Below are 21,758 nucleotides of genomic sequence, written 5' to 3'. Positions count from 1 at the left end.
ATTCATTTACTTGGGTTTTTTAGAAGAAGTAATTTTAGGTGGACTTGCTGCTGCTTGTTTAATCACTTTTTCCGAGCCTGATTCAGCATTTAAAGTTGTTTCTTTATCGATTATTGCCGGTTTAGGCGGAGACGCTCTGCTTAGAGGTCTTGAATTCTTAAAAATAAGGGAAAAAGACCAAAATTAAATGTATTTATTTATTCCCTGCTATTTAGCAGGGATTTTTTCTTGCATTTTATTCACTTTTGAATCCGCTACAAGAAGTTTCCATAATCAGTAAAATATTCATTTGTTGAAGGCGATTTTAGAGACATAATCACCGTTACAGATCTTAAAAAGTCTATTTGTTAGTAACTGTTTTATCTTTACTTCACCTTACTGCATAGTTTGTGTCTAAATGAACTATCTTTGTTTCCGCTCCTTCTTGCACTGAAAACAAACTCTTTTTCCTTCCACAAATATTGTCATTTTCGGAAGGAAAGGATAAAAACACACGCTGCAGCTGACCAATTTCTTTAAAATTCTCCTTCCCTGTATTTAATCCATAAGTCACGGGTATTTTATACTCAGAGCTATATCAAACCCCTATTTGAAGATCCCAGGGCAAGTCACCATCCTATATTTTCTCAACGCACTTCTTGCCCTGGAAACATATTGCTTATTTTGCTTCATTAATTTCGAATCCCACAATCCAAGCTGCCATATAAATCAATCAGAAATGACAATACTTGAATATATTAAATCTTCTAGAGAACCGTATATGTGAATAATCTCTAAAATGCAGTTCATTTCCCCTTAACATTTTCTTCATTCGTTAAATATGCCTGCTGTAAATCCCCTTCATCTATATTAACTATCTTCACAAAAAAGTATAATTACTCTAAATCTGTTTAAAGAACAATATGCCAAAATTCGCTAACATGAGTATAAAATCGATTATTTATTCAAAAATTATTAATGTAGTATATTATTTAATTAAGGAGTTTTATCCATGAAAATATTACAACGGATCGCTTTAGCTTTAATAATTATTGGCGCTGTAAACTGGGGTCTAATTGGATTTTTTCAATTTGATTTAGTAGCAGGAATCTTTGGTGGACAAGATGCATTTTTGTCCAGAATAATTTATGGTCTTGTAGGTATAAGTGGTTTGATTTGTTTAACTCTTTTATTTGCTCCAATGGACGAAGAAGTTGAACGTAACACGAACCTACAAGGCAATAGAAACCTTAATTATGCTACTGAGTTTGGCGAAGAAACAGATTTATCGAAATTAAAAGATGATGAATAATTTCCTTAAGGAGAGTAAAACAGCTCACCTTCAAGTTTTATCAACATGGTAGTATACAAATTTCTTCTGATGTTAATTCACACATTAGCAAGAAAATTGAAGAGATAGAATGAAGAAATTTGAGGATATATGAAGAATGTCCTCGAATTTTTTTATGAAACAAAATCTGGAAAATTATCAGACAGTTATATTTTGCAAAACATATTAATGAAACTGACCGAAAACAAAAAAACCGCTAGAGCCTACTGCCCCAACGGTTTGAATGTTTAATACATCGTCATATACTGCTCCCGCTCCCAAGGATGGACTTGCGTGCGGAACATATCCCACTCAATTTCTTTTGCCTCTACAAAGTGTTCAAAAATATGTCCGCCCAACGCTGAAACGATAATCTCATTTGCTTTCAGCTTATCAAGTGCTTCTGCTAATGTAGATGGAAGATCATCAATTCCTTCAGCCATTCTTTCTTCCTTACTCATAACATAAATATTTCTGTCAACTGATGCCGGTGGAGTAAGGCTATTCTTTATCCCATCCAGACCAGCCTTTAATAATACAGCCATAGCAAGATAAGGGTTTGCTGCCGGATCAACACTGCGAACCTCTACACGTGTGCTTATTCCTCTTGATGATGGTATACGCACTAATGGTGAACGGTTCTGTGCTGACCAAGCTACATAGCATGGTGCTTCATACCCTGGCACCAAACGCTTATAGGAGTTTACTGTTGGATTTGTGACAGCTGTAAAGCCTGTCGAATGCTTCAGAATACCAGCAATAAATTGACGTGCATAATCACTTAGCTGCAAATCTCCTTTTTCATCAAAGAAGGCATTTTTCCCTTCTTTAAATAGTGACACATTGCAGTGCATCCCTGAACCTGCGACACCGAAAAGCGGCTTTGGCATAAACGTAGCATGAAGGCCATGTTTACGGGCAATTGTTTTTACTACTAATTTAAAAGTTTGGATTTGGTCACATGCCGTTAAAGCATTTGCGTATTTGAAATCAATTTCATGCTGACCTGGAGCCACCTCATGGTGAGATGCTTCAATTTCAAATCCCATTTCCTCCAGTTCAAGAACGATATCGCGACGGCAATTTTCACCAAGATCTGTAGGCGCAAGGTCAAAGTAGCCGCCATTATCATTTAGCTCAAGTGATGGATCTCCATTTTGATCAAGCTTGAATAAGAAGAATTCTGGCTCTGGTCCAAGATTGAAATCCGTAAAGCCCATTTCTTCCATTTCTTTTAATATACGCTTCAAATTATTTCTTGGGTCCCCTTGGAATGGTGTTCCATCTGCATTATGAATATCACAGATTAGACGTGCAACCTTTCCCTTTTCAGCAGTCCACGGAAAGACAACCCATGTATCAAGATCAGGAAATAAATACATATCTGATTCCTCAATACGAACAAAACCTTCAATGGAGGAACCATCAAACATCATTTTATTGCCAAGTGCTTTTTCTAGCTGACTGATTGGGATTTCAACGTTTTTAATCGTTCCTAAGATATCAGTAAACTGGAGACGAATAAATTTAACGTTTTCTTCTTCTGAAATTCTTTTTATGTCTTCTTTGGTGAATTTTGGCATAAATAAGTTCCTCCTTAGTAGTTAAACAAAAATCGTTAATGAAAAAAGCGATTCATATTTCCTTGATGGGATGACGGTAAATGAAATCTTCCTGCCCTCACAATTTCCTTGCGCAAATGTCTCCTAATTTCATCATTTGAAATCTCTCGTACTGCTTTTTCATCTTTAAATAGATCTGCAGGCTTCTGATCTTTGATAAAAAATAGCTGTTTAATCCCAGCCATATTTACCCCTTGGTCAATGAGATCTTTAATTTCTAGGAGCTTATCAATATCATTTAGTGAGAACATTCTTCTATTGCCATCTGTTCTTGCTGGAGAAATCAATTGGTGCTCCTCATAGTACCGAATTTGACGTGCAGATAATTCGGTTAATTGCATGACTGGGCCAATTGGGAAAAGCGGCATGGAACGGCGAATCTTGCTTCCAGTCACTTATTTCTCCTCCCTTTTCTTATTTAAAAATAAATATATACCAATGTTAGGTTTCTTGTCAATTAGATGTTAGGTTTTCTAACATGAAAATTTTTAAAAATGAAAAGGACAGCTTATATAGTCACTGTCCTTAGTTTGTACACTAATTAAATTTGAATGAAACCCTTTTCGATCAACCCATTTATGGCAGTACAAACGGCAATTTTTACATGGGAATAAGTGAGTCCGCCTTGAACATACGCCACATAAGGCGGTCTAATCGGGCCATCTGCTGACAGCTCAATACTTGCTCCTTGTACAAAAGCTCCAGCTGCCATAATCACCTCATCCTCATATCCAGGCATCGCACTTGGATATGGAGTAACATGGGAATTAATTGGAGCAGCATATTGAATAGCCTGACAAAAAGCAATCATTTTATCACGGTCATCAAATTGGACTGACTGAATTAAGTCCGTTCTTTTTGCATCCCATTTTGGTGAAGAATTCATTCCAAGCCTTTCTAAAAATGCAGAAGTAAAAACCGCTCCCTTTAGTGCTTGGCCGACAATGTGAGGGGCTAGGAAAAAGCCCTGATACATTTCTTGGAGACTGTATAAAGAGGCACCGGCTTCCGCACCGATTCCTGGGGAAGTCATGCGATAGGAGCAGGCCTCTACCCACTTCTCTTTCCCAACAATATAGCCCCCTGTTTTAGCAAGTCCTCCACCAGGGTTTTTAATCAATGAACCAGCCATTAAATCAGCTCCAACGTGGCATGGTTCTTTTGTCTCAACAAATTCTCCATAGCAATTATCGACAAAAACAACAACATCTGATTTAATTTCCTTCACGAATTTGATCATTTCTTCAATCTGAGCAATAGTAAAGGAAGGTCTAGTGGCGTACCCTTTTGATCGTTGAATACCGATCATTTTTGTGTGAGGTTTAATTGCCTTTGCTACAGCTTCATAATCAACTGATCCATCTGCCAGTAAATTAACAGCATTATATGTAATTCCGAATTCCTTCAAAGAACCAACGCCATTGCCCCTTAGACCCACTATTTCTTCTAATGTGTCATATGGTTTCCCCGTAATATATAGCAGTTCATCTCCAGGACGAAGTACCCCGAATAAGGCAATGGAGATGGCATGTGTTCCAGAAATAATTTGTGGACGGACGACTGCAGATTCTCCTCCAAATACTTCAGCATAGATCCTTTCTAAAGTATGCCTGCCTATATCATCATAGCCATATCCAGTCGTTGGAATAAAATGAGAATCACTCACCCGATTGTTTTGAAAGCTGTTAAGCACACGAAATTGATTTTCATCAATCCTATTATCAATACCTTTTAATACATTAGCAATTTGCTGCTCAATTTCAGTAACAATCGGCTGCAGCTTTTCCCCATTTGATAACTGTTGAAACATGATGTTCTCCTATCTACACTTTATATTTATGTAACTGCCCAGCAATATGGTGGTTTTCTAAATAATAGCCCTTACAAACATAAATTTGCTTTTCTTCATCGAAAAATAATTCCCGTAATATCGTTTCATTTTTGAGCTGGGACAGAAGCTTTCCTTCTGAGGAAGAAACCTCTACATGATAAAAACTCATCATTTCCAGAACTATTTCTTCTATTGTGCTTTTTAACTGATTGCGGTCTTGCTCTTCAAATGCACTGATTAGAATCGACTTTGTGTTTGCAATTGGAACAAAATCCAAGTGTTTAATATCCCGCTTATTATATACAGTCAATTGTGGAATTTTTTCGTTTTCAAGTTCCTTTAATAACTCATTAACCGTTTCTTCATGCTGATAATAATCTGGGCTTCCACTATCAACAACATGCAGGATTAAATCTGCCTCCCTAACCTCTTCAAGGGTCGATCGAAAAGCAGCTATTAGGGTGGTTGGCAAATCTTGAATAAAACCTACTGTATCCGTTAGGAGAGTCATAAAGCCACTTGGCATAATTAACTTTCTAGTCATCGGATCAAGGGTTGCAAATAACTGGTTTTCTTCAAAGGAATCTGCCTCAGTTAGTCTGTTAAACAATGTCGATTTCCCAGCATTCGTATAGCCTACTATCGCGATTTGAAATGCTTTGTTCTTTTTTCTTCTTTCTCTATACCTGTCACGATGCTGAACAATAACAGATAGCTGGTTCCTAATTTCATTGATGCGATTGCGAATATGTCGTCTGTCCGATTCTAATTTCGTTTCACCTGGTCCTCTAGTTCCAATTCCACCTCCAAGTCTTGAAAGCTGGGTTCCCTGGCCTGTCAATCTTGGCAGCAAGTATTGCAGCTGGGCTAATTCGACTTGCAGCTTCCCTTCTTTAGAACGTGCCCTCTGTGCAAATATATCTAAGATTAATTGAGTCCGATCAATTATTTTCGCATCTACAGCTGCTGCAAGATTTCGAACTTGACTTGGTGATAATTCATCATTAAAGATAATTATATCTGCATCTATTTCTTCTTGGAGGGCCGTTAATTCCTCAACCTTGCCCTTTCCAATATATGTAGCCGAGTGAATGCGATCACGTTTTTGCGTTAAGGTTGCAACGACTTTTCCTTTTGCTGTCTCAGTTAAAGAGCCTAATTCTTCTATCGAATAGGCATATTGCTGATCATCTTCTTTTGTCTGACATCCTACAAGAATTACTTTTTCAAAGTTATGCTTTTGCTCCAATCAGCATCCTTCTTTCCCTGGTATACTCTTTTACAAAAATCACTTAATACTATCATAACAAAATCAATAATTTAACTCTAATTTCTGTTCGTTTAACGTTATATTTTCGAAAGATAGCTGACTACATTTTAAAGAATCTCTCTTTGCAAATTGAAAAGGATTCCTGTTAAGTGGAATCCTTCTAATATTAACCCTCATCAAATACTAAGTCATTGCTTCGGATTCTCACCAATTCATGCCTATCATAGCTATTCTGCATTAACAGCCTCATCGCCTGAGCCCTTATCGACTTTTCAATGACGTTTCGAATATACCTGCCATTGGAGAAGCTTACTGGATTTAAATGAGTTTTAATCCATAGTAAATGGTCATGCAGCTTTTTTTCCGCTTCATGGCTTAACGTATATTCTCGATCCCTTAACATTCTGTCTCCAATTTCCATGAGCTGTGTAACGGAGTAATCCGGAAAGTCAATCACTAATGGAAAGCGAGAATGCAATCCAGGATTTAAGGTGAGAAAGTAATCCATTTCCCTTGAATAGCCTGCAAGGATTAGAATAAATTCATGCTGCTTATCCTCCATATGCTTAACAAGAGTATCGATGGCTTCCTTTCCAAAATCCTTCTCTCCGCCTCTTCCAAGTGAATAAGCTTCATCAATAAACAAGATCCCGCCTATAGCCTTTTTTATCAAATCCCTCGTCTTCTGTGCCGTATGGCCAATATATTCACCAACGAGATCCGCACGTTCAGCTTCAATTAAATGCCCTTTTGATAAAACATTCATTTTTTGAAAAAGTTTTCCGATTAATCTGGCAACCGTTGTCTTACCAGTGCCAGGATTTCCTTTAAACATCATATGAAGCGCCTGTTTTCCTGCCTTTAGGCCCGCATCCTCACGTTTTTTATTCACATATATCCATGCATAAATTTCCTTAATCATTCTTTTCATTTCTTCCATTCCTACAAGAGCACCTAATTCTTCTTCTATATCTTTTAGTGCTGTATGCTCCGGTGGAATTACCTTAGGTAAGGGTTGAGTTTCAGGCAGTTCTTTCGTCAATGTTTTACGATTTTGTGAATTAAGGACGATGCTAATCTGTCCATTATTCTTCATTCGAATTGGCTGGTCCAAAAGCTTTCACCTCACGTTCTCAAAAACAGTATACGCTTAGAAGTTTAGATTGTGACAAAAGCCTATTTTCTTTCATAGAATCATAAAATGCCCTCTTACTCTTATTTAAAAAATTCCTTATCTATATGTATTCATTTGTTTCTTACTTCATTAAAGATTTTTGTAAAAGCCTAATTTACACCCTGTCCTGATTGAATACCGCTAAAAATAAAAAGGGTTCCGCTTTCAAAGAAGCAGAACCCTTATTCAATGCGGATAAGAATTATTGGTTTTCCATATCGATTTGAACATTGCGCTGAGGCGCGAATGTAGAAATTGCATGTTTATATACAAGCTGTTGCTTTCCTTCAGATTCAAAAAGAACCGTGAAATTATCAAAGCCCTTTATTTGGCCTCTAATTTGGAACCCGTTTAATAAAAACACGGTTACATTTGTATTTTCCTTCCGAAGCTGGTTTAAAAATTGGTCTTGAATATTAATAGATGTTTTCATCTTATATCCTCCTCTTTTATCTCTACTCTATGTATTCGATTTTATTTGCAGCTTTCCTTCAATATGCGTTGAAATTTCCGCAAGTTTTTTTTCAATTATGCCGGTGTTGACAACATCCGACATATCAAACCAATCAACATTCATTTTATTTCGAAACCATGTCAGCTGCCTTTTTGCATATCGGCGGGAATTCTGCTTTAACTGAGAGGTCGCTTCCTCTAATGAAATGCTATGACTAAAATATTCATAGAGTTCCTTATAGCCAATTGCCTGAATCGATTGGCAATCCTTTATATCCTGATTAAATAACCTTTCAACCTCTTCAAGGAGTCCTTCCTTAATCATTAAATCCACTCTAGTATTGATTCGCTGATATAATATCTCCCTATCCATTGTTAGCCCAATTATAGCTGTATTATACATAAGCTCAGGCTTCTGGTTTTCCTGTAATTCGTTTATCGTTTTACCAGTACAATGATAAACTTCCAACGCTCTAATGACTCGGCGGACATTATTAGGATGAATTCTTTCTGCGCTTTCGGGATCAACCTTGCTCAATTCTAGATGCACACTTTCATTTCCTTCGGCCTCTGCCTTTTTTTCAAGCATTTGTCGAAAATCATCATCAGAAGGGGCATCTGAGAAGTGATAATCATAAATAACGGATTGGATATACAAGCCAGTTCCACCAACAATCATCGGCAGTTTCCCTCTTAATGAAATCTCAGAGATTTTTTCTCTGACAAGCTCCTGAAATTCTGCAACAGAAAAAGGCTCCTTTGGATCTTTAATATCAATTAAATGATGAGGAATTCCTTCCATTTCATCCTTTTTAATTTTTGCTGTGCCAATATCCATTCCTTTATAGATCTGCATTGAATCACCGCTAATAATTTCTCCATTGAACCTTTTAGCCAATTCAATACTTAGCTTCGTTTTCCCAACCGCAGTTGGACCAATAAGCACAACAAGCTTTTCTTTTTCCATTAATCTGTTCACACTGCCTTTATTGAACTACCTAAGTTAAAAGCACCTCATTACGTTTTGACGAAAAGGCGCTATCCCCCCTATAGTATCATAAACATGAACTACTTTCAGTGGTTATGAATGTAAATAATGGATTCGTTTTTCACATTTAAACATTATTGACTTGATTCCATTGATTTATTCATTATTCTACTCGCGTTTTATGGTTTTATTTTCATGTTTCATTACAATTTATTAACGATTTCATAACAATTAATTAGATACCCCCCTAATCATGATAGTTTAGTAGAAGAATATCAAGAGTAATTTGATATTCAGTAATAGATTAGGTGGGAGTAAATAATGATTACAACTTCTGAATTAGGCATTGATTTAGGAACAGCTAATATCTTAGTATATTGTAAAAATAAAGGAATCACATTTAATGAGCCTTCTGTTGTAGCGCTTGATACGAATACAAAAAAGGTGTTGGCTGTAGGAAAAGAAGCAAAAGAAATGATCGGGAAAACACCCGGCAGAATTATTGCTATTCGTCCATTAAAGGATGGTGTAATAGCAGACTATGATACGACAACCGAAATGCTACGGTATGTAATGGCGAAAGCAACAAAAAAGGCTGGCTTTGCCATTAGAAAGCCGAATGTAGTGATTTGTACTCCATCAGGCTCAACAAGTGTTGAAAGAAGAGCTATTCTTGATGCTGTTCGTCATGCAGGCGCAAAACATGTTCATTTAATAGAAGAGCCTGTAGCTGCGGCAATTGGAGCTGGCTTGCCGGTAGACGAACCTATCGCTAACGTAGTAGTGGACATTGGAGGCGGATCGACAGAAGTAGCTATCATTTCCTATGGTGGTGTTGTTGCCTGTCATTCTATCCGTGTTGGCGGCGATAGATTGGATGAGGATATTATTCAATATGTTCGTAAGGATTTTAACGTTTTAATTGGAGAACGAACGGCCGAGAAAGTTAAAATGGAAATTGGTTACGCACTCATAGATCATGATGAGTTAAAAATGGAGATTCGCGGACGTGATCTTGTTACAGGCCTTCCAAAAACCATTACATTATCGTCCTATACCATTCGAGAAGCTATTAAGGAATCGTTGCTTCATATACTTGAAGCCATTCGCGCCACTTTGGAAGAGAGCCCTGCTGAATTATCCGGAGATATTGTGGATAGAGGTGTTATCCTATCGGGTGGTGGCGCCCTCATAAACGGAATGCAGGAATGGCTTTCCACAGAAATTTCTGTTCCTGTTCACCTCGCTCCAAGTCCGCTTGAATCAGTTGCAATTGGGACAGGCATGGCTTTGAAATATATCGGAAAATTGCAAACTGCAATTAAGTAAATGTAAAGATTAAGGGAGGATTATTCATACGGATAATGCTCCCTTAATTGATTTTAGTTTACATAATAAAATTATCGACATCTTATTGATTATCTAGTTGGTGTCACATAACTCTTTTATAATATCTACCATCATTCGGTAAAATTAATATGTTTAATAATATTCTTAACTTCATTTCGATAAAAGGAGATATTTCCCTTCATAATTTTAATCCTAATTTCTTCTTTAACGGGATACTGTAGCAGTCATCACACACCCCATTATTATCTAGATACTCACGTTCATCTGTTATCTCCAAGTTGCAATTCGAGCAAATCCATTTTTCAATTACTTGCTCCATTGCCTCATCTCCTTTTTTCATACATAATTCGGGAGATTCAAGCAAATTCCTGCAACAATTTTATTAATTCCTTCTAATTGCACCTTTTACTCATCTATATGTGGTCCTGTTAGTTTGTTTCTTTAAATAAGCGTACTATTTATTAGTAAATTGCTTTTTACTCCTTGAATAATTCTGCAAATACTCAGCATCCTATATATGTGTTTAGGAGGTGAATTGAATTGCCAAATCCAGCTAATGATAATAAGAAGCAAAAAAATATATCACTTAATAATAGTCAAGACTCAGGGTCAGAATTTCATAGAGAGCATGCTGGGCAATGTTGAAGGATACGGTGAAACGTACCCCACTGCTAAAAATATGTCTGATACGACTGACCAATAATTATTAAATTTCAAGAGTGAATTAGATTGTAGTTCACTCTTTTATTTACATATTTCGAAAAATTTTTACTAAACAAATTGCTTATTGGGTTTCCAATCTAATTGCTGCTATTACATTTATTGTTGTAAAACTAAATGCAGTAATTGTGGAATGAAGAAGAGCATTTAGCTTCTTCGTCCCTTTTTAATTTACTTACTCTATCCTTTGTTTACTAATACCTTTTTTGCTATCTTTTTTTATTCATCATATTGCTCATCAAAATTCACATTAGTATCAACTGGTGGATGGTGGTATAGTAATTCTTCAATAATGTCTCTAAGTCTCAATAATTCTTTATGCTTCGATTCATCAAAATCACTAGCTGTTCTAAGGTTTTTTCTTAGATGTTCAATTTCCTGCTGCTGTTGCTGAACCTTATCCCTTAATTCACTTTCAACCTTTAGAATTTCTTTAGCATAACCAATAAGCCAATCAAAATTATCTTTTGGAGTAGAAATTCAAACTTTTCCGAACAATTCACCTATAAGATAATCATCCTTAATTCCTTTTAGCTAATCCTCCAAATTAACTCCTCCTACCATTTGTTTCTTTGATTTTTCTTCTCATTATTTCTAGACCTTTTAAAATTCCTCAATAGTAAAATAACTCCAATAGAAACCAGTCCAATTATCACTGCAGGTATTACATAATAAAAGAATATAATAAAAATCTCGGTCTCTTTATTCCATTCCAAACTTCTTCACTCCTATCATTTTTTTACTAACTAGAACGCCATCTTCTACCGAATTTTTCAGTTGCTTCACGCATAAGCTCCTGGTATTGAGAACGATACCTTTCTTTTTCCTTTCTTTCGTTATTCAATCTACGGTTCATAGATTCAACAAAAGAAGGATTATCGCTTCTATATAATTTCTCTGATTCTCTCGACAATGACCTGATCAATGAGTTTTTAAGAACTTCTTCATCAATGGTTAAATCCTGTCTTTTTGCTCTTTTTACAGACGTTCTACCAACATATACACCAATATGAGAAGGTATTTCGTGTTTAACTGTTTCATACAACTCTTTTGTCATAACATAATAATTAAAGTTGCCACAAAATGTTTTCTTAGCTTTGCTTCTGAAATCCGAAACAGAAACTTTAATCTCATAACAGCGCCAAATACCCTTTGTGTCATAAGTCATGTAATCTACTCTTTCATCACCGAACCAGCCGATTGTTACTTCAAAGCAGCCAAATATACCTTGTTTCTTTGTCGCTGAATAAATTTGACGTTCTAATTGAACAGTCAACTCCGTTTTTGCGATTTTATACCCCTCCTAATCAACTGATCTTTCACTGTGTAAAACATCCTATAGGCAAATTAACAATAAATTTACAATTAAGAAACACACACTAAATAATATAATTATATTGTTAGATTATTAAGTTACTCATTTTCAAAAGGAGTTGGACATATGCTTGTGTTTCTGACTAGAGTTATTATTTTAACTACCTTTTGTTATCTTTTTTAATAATAAGAAAATCAATATTTAGACTAACCTTTTCGCATCCTATGGGTGCTTTTTTATTTTGAATTGCATCATTTCTCCTCTATACAGGTCTATCATTAAGTTCACTTAAATTTCGTACTGTGAACAACTCGTAAGTACTTATCACATTTTCATTACCCTCATACTTTTAAACAATATTGTTAGTGTTATTTACCCAAGTTTTTTTGTGTTATAATACAAATGTCCTAATGTTTAAAGGCAAGGAGTTTGTTATGAAAAAACTAGTTGATCCAATTGAGCATTTCGAAAAAATGTTACAAAAATATCCAGATGAAATAAAGAATACATATGAATTTTATTCCTTTTTCAAAGAATTACCTTTGGCTAATCAAAGGTTTGACTATGTTCCTATCATTGAGTTAGGTACTATCTTCAAGTATAAAAAACCTAAAATCTTCTTCGAAATGCGGAAATTTTCTAGCAAAAGTTATGTTATTGATGTAATAACTTCTTCTGAAACGGATTTACAGAGAGCGATAGACATAATTAACAAAATGAAAAATCAATAATCTCCTTTTATGTCACATTTTTTGTCAAATGAACATAATGCTTAAACCATTTAATGAACAAGTACATTTTTAAAGAAACACGGACAAGTTTTTTAAATTTGAATAATATATAATACCCAAGAGACACCTCCTAATATAATGCAGGTACTATTACTAGTGCCTGCATTTCCTTTGATTACATTTTACTTAATGAATTAATTTCCTAAATTCAGGGAAAATTTTTTTTATGGGATAAGGCAAACATCTTGTTGAAGCTTCCACACTCGCCTTATCCTAATCAATTCCCATATTGTTGCATAAAATAGCTATGAACATATCCCTTTTGCATATCAGTTTGCTTTAGAGCCTTACAAGGCTCTTTTTTTGTGTAGTAACTTCCATGCTTAAAATGTTACATTCAATGCTTTTAATGAAGCCATGCAAATTCTTAAAGGCATATCTTTCATTTCAATAGATTCACATTGTTCACTGGAAAGCTCCTGTCTATAGTTGTAAGGTAGTGTCTGATCTTCTTTCATCACATACGAAGCCACTCGACAAGAACTTGAACTGATTTCAAAGTATATTCCTTTAAATCTCATTTCTTTAATGACCTTCCACGCATCTGCTATGTCTTCTGTTGGACAGAAGTCATCTGGAATAGAAAATTCCTCCCCATCATCCGCGTACACAGAAATAATGTCTATATTTTGAAAGTGATTTGTTTTCCATCCAAATACATTTTCAGCAATCAATTGATCTATTTTTCTTGTGTTCAAACAGATCCACTCCTTTTAGGAAATTCCTTTACTCTTGTGATTAATAAAAATCTGACCAACTCATACCAACCATGTACAAATAACAAGTTGAATTACATGTACCGTATGTCCGGTGATACCAATCTCTATAATCCAGTTTCCTCCCGCATTCTTCACAACACTCACGCCATTTAGTAAATCTCCATCTTTGTCTGTTTTTAGCTGCCACGATTATTCCCCCTCAACATCATCGAATTTCATTTTGAAGGCATCCACTTGACGAACAGTGCCGTCTTCTAATTCGATAGTTGCATATGTGCCAATACCTTCCTCAAGGCTGCCCTCTTGACTAAAACAGTGGAAATATCCCTTTAATTCCTGTTGGTATGAAATTGCTGTTACTGGCCTTAATCCGTTCCTAGCTTTTCTCATTCATAACCCTCCAATTTTAAAGAAACATAATACAAAGTCAGTTACTTAAACTCGTATTCACCTGCTGTTTTTTTATAGAGCACCGTATGCTTTTTAGTAAGCCCGCAAAAACGGATAAAAACTGCACTGAGTTAATTAAGGATTATAAAGGTGGAGTCGCTGAGTCTTCTTCTTCGAAAAACAAAGGCGGAAAAACAAAATATAAACCACATGTTTCAAAAGAACTTTATGATGCAAACAAGAGCAAAGATCGCGATAAAGATGGCATTGCGTGTGAACGATAACTTATAAGCCCAACTCAGGGCTTTTCATTTAATCACAAAACAGAACATATATTCTTACCGTCTGAAAGTTTACTTTAATGAAAAAAAGATATACAGAAAAACAGTAAAATATTAAGGAGGACAAAATGACTTACTATAGAAAAGTTCCCGCAAAAAAACAAAAAAGGCTATACATGGTCATTTACACTTGAACTTGGTAGAGACCCTTCAATAGGTAAAAGGAAGCAAATTACAAGGCGTGGATACGAGACTAAAAAAGATGCTGAATTAGCCGCAAATCAAATGACAATTGAAATAGATAATGAAACATTTGTGAATGAAAAAGAAATAATATTTAAGGATTACATTATTGACTATCTTAATATTATTGCTAAACCAGCTGTAAAGCTTACTACGTTTAATGGCTATTCGAGCGCAGTAGAAAAAAGATTGATTCCAAAGTTCGGACATGTGAAAGTAAAGCAACTTACCCCAATAATGATTAGCAAATACTATAACGAGCTACTTAATGAGGGATTAACTGAAGAATTTATTCAGTACATCCATTCCATACTGAAGATGGCTGCCAAAACTGCGGTCGATTGGAAATATATTAAAAATGATTTTATGAATAATGTAAAAGCTCCACGAAGGCAAAAGAAGAGTATTGAAACTTGGTCAATAGAGGATTGCAACATCTTCCTTAACAGAATGAGAAGTCAAAAAAATCATATATTTATGCTATATTATTTAGCCATTTATACGGGAATGAGACGCGGTGAGCTTTTAGGACTAAAGTGGGGAGATATCGATATTGGCAAAAAAAGAATTTATGTTCACCATTCCTTATATTATGTCGCTGGGCAAGGTCTAGTTTTGCAGTCACCCAAAACAAGCAGTGGAAAAAGAAATATTTCTATTACAGACGAAATGATACGATAAATTCAATTTTATAAAGTAAAAAAACAGGAACAGTTATTCAAGGTTGGTATGAAATTAAATAATGATCATTTTGTTATTTCTGCTTTTGGCGGCGAACCGGTTAACCCTAATACTATACATAAGCAATTTTTATACGATATCAAGCTTTGGGTGTGAAGAAAATTCGTTTTCATGATCTAGGACATACACACGCTACAATCATGTTAGAAATTGGTGAGAATTCTAAGGTAGTTTCAGAAAGATTAGGTCACTCAAACGTGGCCATAACATTAGATAAATATAGTCACGTTACCTCAAATCTTCAAGATTCATCAGCGGAAATTTTTTCAAAAGCACTTCAAAAAAGCGATTCCAACCAGTAAAAGTGGTCAAAATGTGTCAAATAATATAATAAACAACGAAGAATCCTGCTATTCTAAGGGTTCTTCGCTGTTAAAAATCACATAACTCTCTTAAACATTTTTTCCATGTCATAGGTAGAATAATGAATAATAATCGGACGGCCATGCGGACAGGTGAAAGGGTCAGAGGTCTGTCTTAATTCATCTAGTAATGCCTGAATTTCATCATTCCTTAAATGATGGTTAGCTTTAATAGAAGCCTTGCAGCTCATCATGATCGCTGCTTCTTCCCTTAGCTTCTTAATATCAACCCTCTTCATGGACAGGAGCTGCTCAATCATATCCTCAATGATTTCCTTTTCTTCTCCTTTTGGCAGCCATTGCGGATGAGAGCGGATGATAAAGCTATTATGACCAAACGGCTCAAGGAAAACGCCGACCTTTTCCAGCTCACCCTTATATTCATTAATTTTAATATAATCATCTGTTGAGTAATCAAAGGTCAATGGAATGAGCATTTCCTGCAGCTCACTCGCCACTTGTCCAACCTTTTCTTTAAAAAACTCATATTTAATACGCTCTTGAGCTGCATGCTGATCGATGATATATAATCCCTTTTCATTTTGAGCAAAAATATACGTTCCGTGCATTTGTCCAAGTGGATACAACGGTGGAATTCGCGTAGGCTCTTTCTGATCTACCTGTTCTATATGCGAAATCTCGCTTGTTTCACTATTTTTTTCATAAGTGCTGAAAGAGGCTAAATCTTGTTCAAGATTTGCTGAGACCATTTCTGACATTGGCTTAGGATTATTTGCAGTCAACTCAGTGGTCAATCCTTTTTCCATAACAAAAGAAGAAGTTGGAGGCTGGACAAACCTTTCCTCTTTAAATGCCTTCTCAGGAATATGATCTAATTGCAAAAATGTCTGTTCCTGTTTCGGCTGAATAGACTTTGGCTGTGTAAACCCTGTCGGAATCAGCTCCTCCTTCTTAAAGGCGGCTTTAATTGTTTCAATGACAAGCTCATATAATTCCTGTTCCTTACTTAAACGGACTTCCATTTTAGAAGGATGGACATTGACATCAACTAGCAAAGGATCCATATTAATATTAATTAATACAATTGGATATCGGCCTATAGGTAAAAGGGTATGATAGCCTTCCTGGATTGCTTTTGCTAAAGCATAATTCTTAATGAATCTGCCATTTATCATCGTTGAAATATAATTTCTGGAGGCTCTTGTTATTTCAGGATATGCTGCATAGCCGCTTATTTGAAAATCCAGAGAGCTTGCTTGAATGGGAATCATTTTTTTCACGATGTTCATTCCATAAATAGCCGCTAAAACTTGGCGAACATCCCCATTTCCATTCGTTTGGAGCAGCTTTCGATCATTGTGAATAAGACGGATTGATACTTCTGGATGTGCTAGGGCCAAACGATTGACAACATCAGTAATATTTCCAAGCTCGGTATGAATGGTTTTCATATATTTTAAACGTGCAGGCGTATTAAAGAATAAATCAGAAACAACTAAATCTGTCCCTTTTCTAGCGGGCGCTTTTTCTACTGCTCCTAACTTACCGCCTTCAACAACTATTCTTGTTCCGATTTCCCCAGTCGAGGTTTTCATTTCGACTTTTGAAACAGAAGCAATACTTGGCAATGCTTCACCCCGGAAACCTAGTGTACGAATACGAAATAAGTCATTTTCATCCTTTATTTTGCTTGTCGCGTGACGCTGGAAAGCAGTAAGCACATCATCTTCAGCAATACCGTCCCCATTATCTATGATTCGAATCTTGGCCAATCCTGCTTCCTCTGTTTCAATCTCAATAATTGTACTTCCTGCATCTATTGAATTTTCCACTAGTTCTTTCACAACGGATGCTGGACGCTCCACGACCTCGCCTGCTGCTATTTTATTTGAAAGTGCATCATCGAGCTGAATAATTTTCCCCATATAGCTTCACCTCCATTTTTGAAAGTTTTCTATGATTTGTAAGGAAGATTTAATTTTCTTCCTTAACTTTTTAGCTTTTTGTGGAGTTCATAAATGGTATTTAATGCTTGCATTGGTGTCATATCCAGGATATCAAGTGATTTTACTTTTTCCAAAACCTGCTTTTCCTTCGAATTGACAGGTTTTTCTTTTACTAATATTGTTTCATCAAAAAATGAAAGCTGGGAATCTGACTCTGCTGATGTTTGTAATTCTTTTTTTGGCGGTACAGCAGCATGCACCGGTGCCTTCTGCTCGAAGCCCGTTAATATCTCGTTTGCTCTATGAATGAGTTCCTCAGGCAATTCAGCAAGCTGCGCTACATGAATGCCATAGCTTTTATCCGCTGCACCTTCTTTAATCTTATGAAGGAAAACAACTTTCCCATTTTGTTCAACGGCACTAACATGCACATTTTTTAATTTCTCGAGACTCTCTTCCAAAACTGTTAATTCATGGTAATGGGTAGAAAATAATGTTTTCGCTCCTATACGATCATGGATATACTCAATCATCGCTTGAGCTAACGCCATTCCATCATATGTGGATGTACCTCGTCCGATTTCATCAAAGAGAATAAGACTGTTTTGCGTTGCATGGATGATGGCGTTTTTTGCTTCAAGCATTTCAACCATAAAGGTACTTTGACCCGAAATTAAATCATCCGCTGCACCAATTCTTGTAAAAACTTGATCAAAAATAGGCAAAACCGCCTCTGAGGCTGGCACATAACAGCCAATTTGCGCAAGGATTGCTGTTAGGGCAATTTGTCTCATAAATGTACTCTTCCCTGACATGTTAGGACCTGTGATTAAGAACATCTCACTTTCAGCGTCCATATAACAATCATTTGGTACATATTCCTGAGCATTCATCACCTTTTCAACAACTGGATGCCTTCCATCCTTGATTATTAATCTGCTTTCCTTCGAAAACAATGGCTTCACATAATGTCTCTCTTCACTCACAGTTGCAAAGCATTGAAGAACATCAAGCTCACTAATTAATTTAGCTAACGCCTGCAGCCTTGGAATAAATCCCTTAATATGCTCACGCAACCTTAAGAAAAGCTCATATTCTAGCTCTACACTTTTTTCTTCTGCTTGCAGAATAAGTGCCTCTTTTTCTTTTAGCTCTGGCGTAATAAACCTTTCTGCATTTGTTAACGTCTGTTTCCTCTCGTATTGGCCTTCTTGTAGAAGGTGAAGATTGGCTCTAGTCACCTCAATATAATAGCCAAAAACGCGATTATAGCCGACCTTAAGAGATTTAATCCCCGTCTTCTCCCGTTCCTGTTTCTCAAGCTGGGCAATCCACGTCTTTCCATTCCGAGTGGCATCACGGAACTTATCTAGTTCTTCATTATACCCATCCTTTATCATATTCCCGTCTTTAACTGAAAGCGGAGGATTTTCTGCAATTGCCCTTTCAAGCAAATCAACAATTTCTTCGCATGGATCGAGACGCTTAGAGAAATGCTGTGCCTCTGTTCTAGAAAGTTCCATTAAAAGATCCTTTATTCCAGGAATTTGCAGTAAAGAACGTCTGAGCTGAATTAAATCCCGAGCATTCACATTTCCGAAGGCGACCCTTCCTGCAAGCCTTTCTAGGTCATAGACCTCCTTCAGCTTCTCTCTAAGTTCTTCCCTTTCAAAATACGAGGTTATAAATGTTTCAACTAGATTCTGGCGGCGAATAATTTCCTCTTCATTCACAAGGGGACGATCGATCCATTGTTTTAATAATCTGCCCCCCATTGCTGTCTGTGTTTCATCTAGAAGCCATAGCAAGGACCCCTTTTTTCCTTTAGAACGTATCGTTTCGGTAAGCTCAAGATTCCGCTTCGAGAAATAATCGATTTTCATATAATGATGTGTTTGATAGATTGTTACTTTTTGAAGATGATCTAAGCTTCTCTTTTGTGTTCGATAAAGGTAGTTAAACAGTCTGGAAACGGTTTGGTGAAACTTGTCCTGATTAATATCTTCAAGTAAGTGTTGGTAGTGATCCTTTTGTATATGATCATCCTCAATAGAAAAGGTCATATCTGTCCGTTCTTTTATTTTCAGCTTCCAATCTTCGTTGAAAACGGAAGCAATAACAATTTCCTTCGCACCTAAAAGCGAAATTTCATTTAAAACTTCTTCAAAGCCTGAAGTCAAAAGGGTAACCTTTGTTTCTCCAGTAGAAAGATCATTAAAGGCAAATCCGAAAGAACCATCATCAAAATAAGAAATAGTAGCGATATAATTATTTTCTTTATCATGAAGGCCTTTCCCCTCCATCATCGTTCCGGGGGTAATCAGCTGTACAACTTCTCTCTTCACAACACCCTTTGCATTTTTCGGGTCTTCCGTTTGCTCACAAATCGCTACTTTATACCCCTTTTCTATTAATTGTTCAACATAGCCAGGAGCAGAATGGTAGGGTACGCCACACATCGGAATACGCTCCTCCGTGCCACCCTCTCTGCTCGTTAACGTAATCTCAAGTTCCTGCGATGCTTTTATCGCATCTTCAAAAAACATCTCGTAAAAATCGCCAAGACGAAAAAATAAAAAGGCATCCTGATAATCTGCCTTTACACTTAAGTATTGCTGTATCATAGGCGTATAACCTGCCATAGTATCCTCCATTTGTAACATTAATATCATTTTGATTTATTATTATTTCAGCAGCTACTACTGAAAATGATATTTTCATTATAACATAATCCTCTAAAGTGAATGTTCTGACAAAAGTAAAATGCAGCACTCCTTTTGAAAGATTGCTGCATCTACTAAAAATATAAATAAAGAGCAAATGACCAATTAGTTTTTTTCCAAAGCCAGCTTTATGCCAAAAAGGATAAGAATACCTCCTGTTAACCCTTCTACCGCCTTCATAGTAGAAGGCTTTTTCATAAATTCACTAATATAATTAATTAAGTAAATATAGAAAATAAACCATATTAGTGTTAAGACTGTATAGGTTAAGCCCAAAGCTAAAAATTCAAAAAAAGCATTATCCCCTTTACCAGCAAATTGAGGCAAAAAGGTCAAAAAGAATACGGCTACCTTAGGATTAAGAAGATTTGTCAGGAAGCCTTGACGGTAGTAAGATGTATTTTTATATTTATCTGCTTGATTAGAATCTTGACTTGTCTGAGGATGTTTTTTCAAAATATATAGGATTGATTTACAGCCAAGATAGATTAAATAAATGGCACCAACATACTTTAATATTGAAAATAAGAAAGCTGATTTTACAATTAGAGCAGACAAACCGAATACAGCAGCTAGAGTATGAATGAGCAAAGCAGTAAGAGTCCCAAATGTAGTTTTCATTCCTGCAGCTTTTCGTTTTGAAATCGTATTTCTCGTAATAATGGCTGTATCAGGACCTGGCAAAATAATCAACATGATACACATAAAGATAAAAAGCCAATAATTTTCCATTTGTTCTACCTTCCTTTAAATTTTCATTCATTATATAATAAATTTGAATATTTAAACATATATTCTATAAAAAAAAAGAAAAACTAGGAGCAAAACCTCCTAGTTACCTTTTATTCCTCTTCATCTCCAATATAGAAATCTGGATTTAAATCTTCAAACTCCTCGTCTTCTACGTCCATTCCCCATGCTTCGTCATCCTCACTATCGCATTTTCCAGGATGGATGGCTACACAAACCTTTGTTTCACCGATCACTTCAACGAGAAATTCTCTTTCAACGTGGATAATGATCTTATTTCCATTCGGTGAAATGACCGCTTCAGTGCAGTTAGGCTGCTGCAATACGCGTGCAATAACTTCATGGTCATCTAAACTATCCGGGTCACGGTATTTTAGTTTTATGACATCCATATATTCGACACGTTCAGTAACGACTTCAGTTTTTGTGTTATTGTCAAAGGAATGCCAAACGTTAATGTCATATGTTCCGGAAACTTCGACTGTTTTCCCGACCTTTTTCGCATCGTACTTATGGTTTATGATCCAGCAGCCTAGAATGCTTGATGGATGATGTTTAGGGCTAATCGTATGATTGGATTGAGTAAATTTACGTCCTTTCGCTACGACCGCCTTGGTTATTATCTCTCTGTATTCTCCCATTGCGAGCGAACCTCCTCATTCATTTTCACTTCATCCTATGCGGGATATTAGACTAGTGTGCGATATTTATTGATGAATGTTTGAGTAAAAGTATAGGCATAATTCATAGTATGCTTTTTCTTTAGGAGTGTGCCCACAATAGGCTTACTTAAGATTTTATAATCGAGTAGGAGGAGGT

Annotated in this window: 22 protein-coding genes; 7 read left to right on the top strand and 15 right to left on the bottom strand. The window is 36.1% G+C overall.

What is annotated here, in order from left to right:
• Both V7127_RS24465 and V7127_RS24460 read left to right on the top strand, forming a co-directional pair.
• Window positions 1–187: DUF4257 domain-containing protein (locus V7127_RS24465; protein ID WP_335490696.1), on the top strand; the 187-nt coding region annotated here is incomplete at its 5' end.
• A gap of 804 nt (window positions 188–991) precedes the next feature.
• Window positions 992–1,291, top strand: a complete 300-nt coding sequence (locus tag V7127_RS24460) for a DUF378 domain-containing protein (RefSeq protein WP_335348489.1) — start codon at window positions 992–994, stop codon at window positions 1,289–1,291.
• A 266-nt stretch (window positions 1,292–1,557) separates the two neighbouring features.
• On the opposite strand, the gene glnA is transcribed toward V7127_RS24460, so the two are convergent.
• The 7 genes from glnA to miaA form a co-directional block, all read right to left on the bottom strand.
• Entirely contained in the window at window positions 1,558–2,892 is a 1,335-nt protein-coding gene (gene glnA, locus V7127_RS24455) for a type I glutamate--ammonia ligase (protein WP_335490693.1), read from the bottom strand.
• Window positions 2,893–2,927: 35 nt separating this feature from the next.
• A complete protein-coding gene (locus V7127_RS24450; RefSeq protein ID WP_335355545.1) occupies window positions 2,928–3,326 on the bottom strand; it encodes a MerR family transcriptional regulator in 399 nt (132 codons plus the stop codon).
• A gap of 146 nt (window positions 3,327–3,472) precedes the next feature.
• On the bottom strand, window positions 3,473–4,741 hold the full coding sequence (locus V7127_RS24445) for an aminotransferase class I/II-fold pyridoxal phosphate-dependent enzyme (RefSeq protein WP_335490690.1): 1,269 nt from the start codon (window positions 4,739–4,741) through the stop codon (window positions 3,473–3,475).
• 13 nt (window positions 4,742–4,754) lie between these two features.
• Window positions 4,755–6,011 (bottom strand): GTPase HflX, encoded by a 1,257-nt coding sequence (gene hflX / locus V7127_RS24440; RefSeq protein ID WP_335355547.1) that lies wholly within the window; start codon window positions 6,009–6,011, stop codon window positions 4,755–4,757.
• 187 nt (window positions 6,012–6,198) lie between these two features.
• The gene (spoVK, locus tag V7127_RS24435; RefSeq protein ID WP_335490688.1) at window positions 6,199–7,146 is read right to left on the bottom strand and encodes a stage V sporulation protein K; all 948 of its coding nucleotides are present in this window, start codon (window positions 7,144–7,146) and stop codon (window positions 6,199–6,201) included.
• A gap of 262 nt (window positions 7,147–7,408) precedes the next feature.
• Window positions 7,409–7,639 (bottom strand): RNA chaperone Hfq, encoded by a 231-nt coding sequence (gene hfq, locus V7127_RS24430; RefSeq protein WP_066288744.1) that lies wholly within the window; start codon window positions 7,637–7,639, stop codon window positions 7,409–7,411.
• A gap of 27 nt (window positions 7,640–7,666) precedes the next feature.
• Complete coding sequence (gene miaA / locus V7127_RS24425; RefSeq protein WP_335355549.1) at window positions 7,667–8,626, bottom strand: tRNA (adenosine(37)-N6)-dimethylallyltransferase MiaA; 960 nt, start codon at window positions 8,624–8,626, stop codon at window positions 7,667–7,669.
• Window positions 8,627–8,968: 342 nt separating this feature from the next.
• On the opposite strand from miaA, the gene mreBH reads away from it, so the two are divergent.
• A complete protein-coding gene (gene mreBH, locus V7127_RS24420) occupies window positions 8,969–9,976 on the top strand; it encodes a rod-share determining protein MreBH (RefSeq protein WP_335347667.1) in 1,008 nt (335 codons plus the stop codon).
• A 199-nt stretch (window positions 9,977–10,175) separates the two neighbouring features.
• On the opposite strand, the gene V7127_RS24415 is transcribed toward mreBH, so the two are convergent.
• Window positions 10,176–10,316, bottom strand: coding sequence for a hypothetical protein (locus V7127_RS24415; RefSeq protein ID WP_335347668.1), 141 nt, complete (start codon window positions 10,314–10,316; stop codon window positions 10,176–10,178).
• A gap of 1,143 nt (window positions 10,317–11,459) precedes the next feature.
• Window positions 11,460–11,993 (bottom strand): hypothetical protein, encoded by a 534-nt coding sequence (locus V7127_RS24410; RefSeq protein ID WP_335348519.1) that lies wholly within the window; start codon window positions 11,991–11,993, stop codon window positions 11,460–11,462.
• A gap of 473 nt (window positions 11,994–12,466) precedes the next feature.
• On the opposite strand from V7127_RS24410, the gene V7127_RS24405 reads away from it, so the two are divergent.
• A complete protein-coding gene (locus tag V7127_RS24405) occupies window positions 12,467–12,763 on the top strand; it encodes a hypothetical protein (RefSeq protein ID WP_335490685.1) in 297 nt (98 codons plus the stop codon).
• Between the two features lie 383 nt (window positions 12,764–13,146).
• Here the strand turns inward: V7127_RS24405 and V7127_RS24400 are convergent, their stop codons facing one another.
• Complete coding sequence (locus V7127_RS24400) at window positions 13,147–13,521, bottom strand: BC1872 family protein (protein ID WP_335347647.1); 375 nt, start codon at window positions 13,519–13,521, stop codon at window positions 13,147–13,149.
• A 210-nt stretch (window positions 13,522–13,731) separates the two neighbouring features.
• Window positions 13,732–13,932 (bottom strand): hypothetical protein, encoded by a 201-nt coding sequence (locus V7127_RS24395; RefSeq protein ID WP_335490682.1) that lies wholly within the window; start codon window positions 13,930–13,932, stop codon window positions 13,732–13,734.
• An 86-nt stretch (window positions 13,933–14,018) separates the two neighbouring features.
• Here V7127_RS24395 and V7127_RS24390 point away from each other — a divergent pair, with 86 nt between their 5' ends.
• From V7127_RS24390 to V7127_RS24380, 3 genes are all read left to right on the top strand, one after another.
• Entirely contained in the window at window positions 14,019–14,216 is a 198-nt protein-coding gene (locus V7127_RS24390) for an excalibur calcium-binding domain-containing protein (protein ID WP_335490679.1), read from the top strand.
• 135 nt (window positions 14,217–14,351) lie between these two features.
• On the top strand, window positions 14,352–15,137 hold the full coding sequence (locus tag V7127_RS24385; RefSeq protein ID WP_335490701.1) for an Arm DNA-binding domain-containing protein: 786 nt from the start codon (window positions 14,352–14,354) through the stop codon (window positions 15,135–15,137).
• 152 nt (window positions 15,138–15,289) lie between these two features.
• On the top strand, window positions 15,290–15,499 hold the full coding sequence (locus tag V7127_RS24380) for a tyrosine-type recombinase/integrase (RefSeq protein ID WP_335490698.1): 210 nt from the start codon (window positions 15,290–15,292) through the stop codon (window positions 15,497–15,499).
• Between the two features lie 77 nt (window positions 15,500–15,576).
• On the opposite strand, the gene mutL is transcribed toward V7127_RS24380, so the two are convergent.
• From mutL to V7127_RS24360, 4 genes are all read right to left on the bottom strand, one after another.
• Entirely contained in the window at window positions 15,577–17,445 is a 1,869-nt protein-coding gene (mutL, locus tag V7127_RS24375) for a DNA mismatch repair endonuclease MutL (protein ID WP_335347643.1), read from the bottom strand.
• 62 nt (window positions 17,446–17,507) lie between these two features.
• Window positions 17,508–20,108, bottom strand: coding sequence for a DNA mismatch repair protein MutS (gene mutS / locus V7127_RS24370; protein WP_335347642.1), 2,601 nt, complete (start codon window positions 20,106–20,108; stop codon window positions 17,508–17,510).
• Between the two features lie 186 nt (window positions 20,109–20,294).
• Window positions 20,295–20,921 (bottom strand): LysE family translocator, encoded by a 627-nt coding sequence (locus V7127_RS24365; protein WP_335347641.1) that lies wholly within the window; start codon window positions 20,919–20,921, stop codon window positions 20,295–20,297.
• Window positions 20,922–21,031: 110 nt separating this feature from the next.
• Complete coding sequence (locus tag V7127_RS24360) at window positions 21,032–21,580, bottom strand: outer spore coat protein CotE (protein ID WP_335347640.1); 549 nt, start codon at window positions 21,578–21,580, stop codon at window positions 21,032–21,034.
• Window positions 21,581–21,758 lie beyond the last annotated feature (178 nt).

The organism is Bacillus sp. JJ1773 (genome assembly GCF_036962035.1).
Lineage (GTDB): Bacteria > Bacillota > Bacilli > Bacillales > Cytobacillaceae > Cytobacillus.
The sequence above is the reverse complement of the archived record's forward strand: the minus strand, read 5'-3'. Positions and strand labels throughout refer to the sequence as shown.